Origin of the sequence: Streptosporangium sp. NPDC005286 (assembly GCF_040607515.1) — a bacterium.
Taxonomy (GTDB): Bacteria; Actinomycetota; Actinomycetes; order Streptosporangiales; family Streptosporangiaceae; genus Streptosporangium.
Window position 1 is genome coordinate 1 of sequence record NZ_JBEXGU010000339.1, and the last position, 3,831, is coordinate 3,831.

4 protein-coding genes and 1 pseudogene are annotated in these 3,831 nt (G+C 60.3%); 4 read left to right on the top strand and 1 reads right to left on the bottom strand.

The features are described from left to right. The 3 genes and pseudogenes from ABZU75_RS45695 to ABZU75_RS45705 form a co-directional block, all read left to right on the top strand. Positions 1 to 119 (top strand): annotated as a pseudogene (locus ABZU75_RS45695) (IS630 family transposase); the annotation flags it as partial. 149 nt (positions 120 to 268) lie between these two features. After that, positions 269 to 640 carry a type II toxin-antitoxin system RelE/ParE family toxin gene (locus ABZU75_RS45700; protein WP_355569610.1) on the top strand — a complete coding sequence of 124 codons (372 nt, stop codon included), beginning with the start codon at positions 269 to 271 and terminating at the stop codon, positions 638 to 640. Beyond that, positions 637 to 993: a helix-turn-helix transcriptional regulator gene (locus ABZU75_RS45705; protein ID WP_355569613.1), complete on the top strand. Its 357-nt coding sequence runs from the start codon at positions 637 to 639 to the stop codon at positions 991 to 993. The genes ABZU75_RS45700 and ABZU75_RS45705 overlap by 4 nt, the downstream gene beginning before the upstream one ends. Positions 994 to 1,868: 875 nt before the next feature. Here ABZU75_RS45705 and ABZU75_RS45710 read toward each other — a convergent pair. Then, positions 1,869 to 2,705 (bottom strand): hypothetical protein, encoded by an 837-nt coding sequence (locus ABZU75_RS45710; RefSeq protein ID WP_355569615.1) that lies wholly within the window; start codon positions 2,703 to 2,705, stop codon positions 1,869 to 1,871. A 326-nt stretch (positions 2,706 to 3,031) separates the two neighbouring features. On the opposite strand from ABZU75_RS45710, the gene ABZU75_RS45715 reads away from it, so the two are divergent. Further along, positions 3,032 to 3,523: a hypothetical protein gene (locus ABZU75_RS45715; RefSeq protein ID WP_355569618.1), complete on the top strand. Its 492-nt coding sequence runs from the start codon at positions 3,032 to 3,034 to the stop codon at positions 3,521 to 3,523. The last annotated feature ends 308 nt before the right edge of the window (positions 3,524 to 3,831 follow it).

Below are 3,831 nucleotides of genomic sequence, written 5' to 3' on the forward strand. Positions count from 1 at the left end.
GCACCTGGATCGACCAATGGAATGACAACCCGCGGCCGTTCGTGTGGAAGAAGACCGCGGAAGAGATCCTCGAATCCCTTGCTAGATATTGCCGACGAATTTCAGGCGCAGGACACTAGGCCAAGGGCTCAACCTGCGACTCCAACTGTTCGCTGAGGGTATAGCGGCTGATCTGGGATAGCAACCAAGATCGAGGAGCGGACGCGGGGTCAGGCCTGGTATTCATCCCCGCTGCGGGTTACCATCGAGTGAATATACTGTTGATGGTATGCCTCGGTGGGAGATCGACCTAGAGCCGGAGGTGGAGTCTTGGCTGGACGGACTTTCCTTTCCGCTCTACCAACGGGTTATGCGGAACGTAGACGACTACCTCGTCACTGGTGGCATTCCTGATGGGGATCACGTGAAGAAGCTGAAGGATGCCGAAGGTGTGCACGAACTGCGTGTCGCTCTCGACCGCACAACCTGGCGGTTAACCTTCTGGAAGCCATCCAACAAGGTGATCGTGGTCCTGACGGTCTTCCGCAAGACACAGGATGGGACGCAGACCGCCGACATCGACCGAGCGATCGCTGCTAGGAAGCGGTGTGAGGCACAGCATGACCTAACCACCACGCACGTGTTCGAGAGGAGCGCATGATGGGTCACAGCCGTTGGGAAACCTACAAGGCGAAGCGTCTGCGCGAGATGGAAGCGGATGCGCAGTCCCACTCCGAATACGAGCAGGCGGGCCGTGACTTGGAGCTCGGAGACCAGTTGCGCGAGATCCGTAAGCGCCGAGGCTTGTCTCAGAAGGTCGTAGCGGAACGCTCCGGGATGTCCCAACCCGCTCTGTCTCGCATCGAGGGTGGTGGCGGCATTCCGGATATAGCGACACTGCTGCGTCTCGGTGCGGCAATGGGAGTTCGGTTCCGTGTCGAGCTCATCGTCGACGACGACATCACTGAAATCGAGCTTCTAACGGTGCATCACCGACAGCTGGCGAACGCATAAGTTGCAGGCGGCCACTTCGAGGCTCAGTCCGTAGACTTCCGCTGCTCCTTCGGCGGTAGCGGTCTTCAGCCGCGACAGGCTTGCTCGGGAGTCGTCAGCGCCAAGGGAACAGGGAAGGCCCAGCTCTAAACCACATTCTTGAGCTGGGCTTTTGATGTTGGAGCGGGTGACGGGAATCGAACCCGCGCTGTCAGCTTGGGAAGTCTCTATCGCATCTGGTCGCTGAGCTGGGAAGATTCTGACCTGCGGGGGAGCGGGTCGAGTGACCGTGATTCCCCGTGGTTCCCCCTTGATCCCCCTCCTGACGGGCACGCAACGGGCACGGGGTCATGCGCCAGCATGTGTCAACGACGCTCGAAAACTGGGTCATGCACCTGCTCGGTGCCCTGGACCTGGACACCGGGAAGATCCGCTACCGGATCCGTGAGCGCAAGCCCTCTCTACCAGACTGTTTTCCTATTTCGGACTTCAATCTGCGGCCCTGTGGCTAGCCCGTAAAATGCTCACTCAAATTGCATACCATCCTCTATGGATATCCACTAAAGCTGTGACTACCATCAAGAAGTAAACATCGACACCGAAAGGGATAACTAATGAGCCGTATCAAGAAGTTCGGCGTTTCGGTGGTCGCGGTGGCCGCGATCGCCGCCGCGACAACTCTAATGTCACCGACTGCCGCCGCCCAGGCGGCAACCTGCGACACTAGCGCGCAGATTGGTGTTAACGGTGGCACTGGCTGGGCGATGTGCAGCGGTACCGGAGTGACTCAGACACAGGTCGTGCTCTTCTGCCAGAATAGTAGCGGTAGCTACACCACGGTTTACGGCCCTTGGGTCGCTAATTCCGTTAGATCAAATGCCAAATGCAGCAGTAGCTCATGGCCGATATCGGTCGGATATCAAAGAATCTGAGCCGACCACAAGCTCATCCGGTCGCGGCAGAGCATACAGGAACAGCTCGAAGAACCAACCAGGCGACTGAATGAAAGCAAGGCTAAAAGACTCTTCGTCATCACCCGTCTGTGATGCGGCGGACCACTTCATCACAGACGGGTGATGACACTCCTGCCCGACGTCGAGCAGGGCGGCAGCTACCGCGAGGAGCGCGGCTGCGGTCCGGTGGCGGGTTGGGGCGGGTGCGGGGTTGTAGCCGCCGTGTTCCAGGAGTGGGCGGGTCTCGATGAGAACGTTGCCGATCGTGCGGGAGCTGACTTCAAACGGTTCGCTGAGGACTTGCCGTGTGCAGACTTTCCGCTGGTAGAGGATGGCAGCGAGGATCCGCTCGGCATCGGTGATCTTCTGTTGGAAGATGCCGCCTCGGGCTCCGGGGAGTCGTTCACCGCCGCGTCGCTGATAGCGGAGGCGTTCGAGGCGGGCGGCTTGGAGCGAGGTGAGTCGCTCGATAATCTGGCGGAGTTCTTCGCGGCTCATCGCGGTCAGAGCAGGGTGCGAAAGCGTTTCGGAGATTTGGGGCCGCTGGGCGGGGACGTCGTCGTTGTCCAGGAAACTACGCGGCTGTGCGGCGGTGGTAAACCGGATGGTGGTGGCGGAGACCGTGACCTGGTGGTCGGTGAGCAGCTTGCGGGTCTCGGCGACCCAATAGCCGTGGGACCACTCTGGGCCTGAGCCTCCCACTGGACAGCGTTTCAAAACCTGGGCACCGAGATCGCCCGCTATCCCCCACGCAAGATCAACAGCCCTGGAAACAATCAAGGCCCGGCTCCGGATTCATGTCCTGAGCTGGGCCTTCACTCTTGGAGCGGGTGACGGGAATCGAACCCGCGCTGTCAGCTTGGGAATCATCTGCTGACCCTGCTGCCCTGAGCTGGGAAAACGGGGGTGCAGGTCAGGGTGGGTCGAGTGACTGTGAGTCCCCGTGAGTGACCGTGGTTCCCCGCCTGTTCTGGCACGCATCTGGCACGGGAAGCTCGCTCGTCGTCATCACTTGACGGCAGCCTGGTTGCGCTGCCTCTGATAGCCGATCTTGTCGGTGGCGGAGTCTATGCTTCCCGCCCATGGCCAGAGATGAGACTCCTGTCGTGCAGATCAAGCAGATGGATGTGGAGGTGGATTACAGCCAGGCTTATCTCGTGGACGAGGGGTGTGACGCGTACAGCCATTTTGATGACGTGCCGAGCCACCCTGTGGGGATCATCCGAGTGGAGAAAGGCAGTGCCCTCCTGATTGTGGGTCCTCAGTGGGGAACGGTTGAGTTCACGGTGGCTGTCGCCGATCGGGATCCGGGTGCTGACCTCGATGGCTACGAAGACATCGTCGAGATCAGCTACGAGTCCCCATCGGGCCGGCTTTCGCTGCAGGAGTGGGGAGGGGGGAGGACGCATCCTCTTCCTCCGCTGCCCGCCGGTCCCGGAACATATCGTTTGCGATACCACATCAGAGGAATGGACGAAGAAAACTGGGTCGAACCAGGTGATCACTACTTCCTGCAGATCTGGCCTGAGCCGCCACGCGATCCCGCCGTACTTAAATCAACGAGTTCATCCTTTCAATGCTGGCTGAACCCTGAATGATCCAGGCAAGCTGGCGTGGAATAGAGTGACCTGCATTATCAGCTTGGGAAGTCTCTAACGCTCTTGGCTGCTGACCTGGGGAGTGCTGACCTGCGGGGGAACGCTTGGAGTAACCGCGATTCCCCGTGAGCCCCCCTTGGTCACTCTACTGACGGGCACGCAACGGGCACGGGGAATGTTCGCTCCGTCGTCGCCCTGGTGTCCGGTGGGCCTGGGCTGAGACATCCGATGGGCGGGGTGCGTCAAGTCGGTCCGGAGTGACCGCCGACGCGAACGGCGGGTTGCAGGCACGGCGAGGTGCGCGTCGG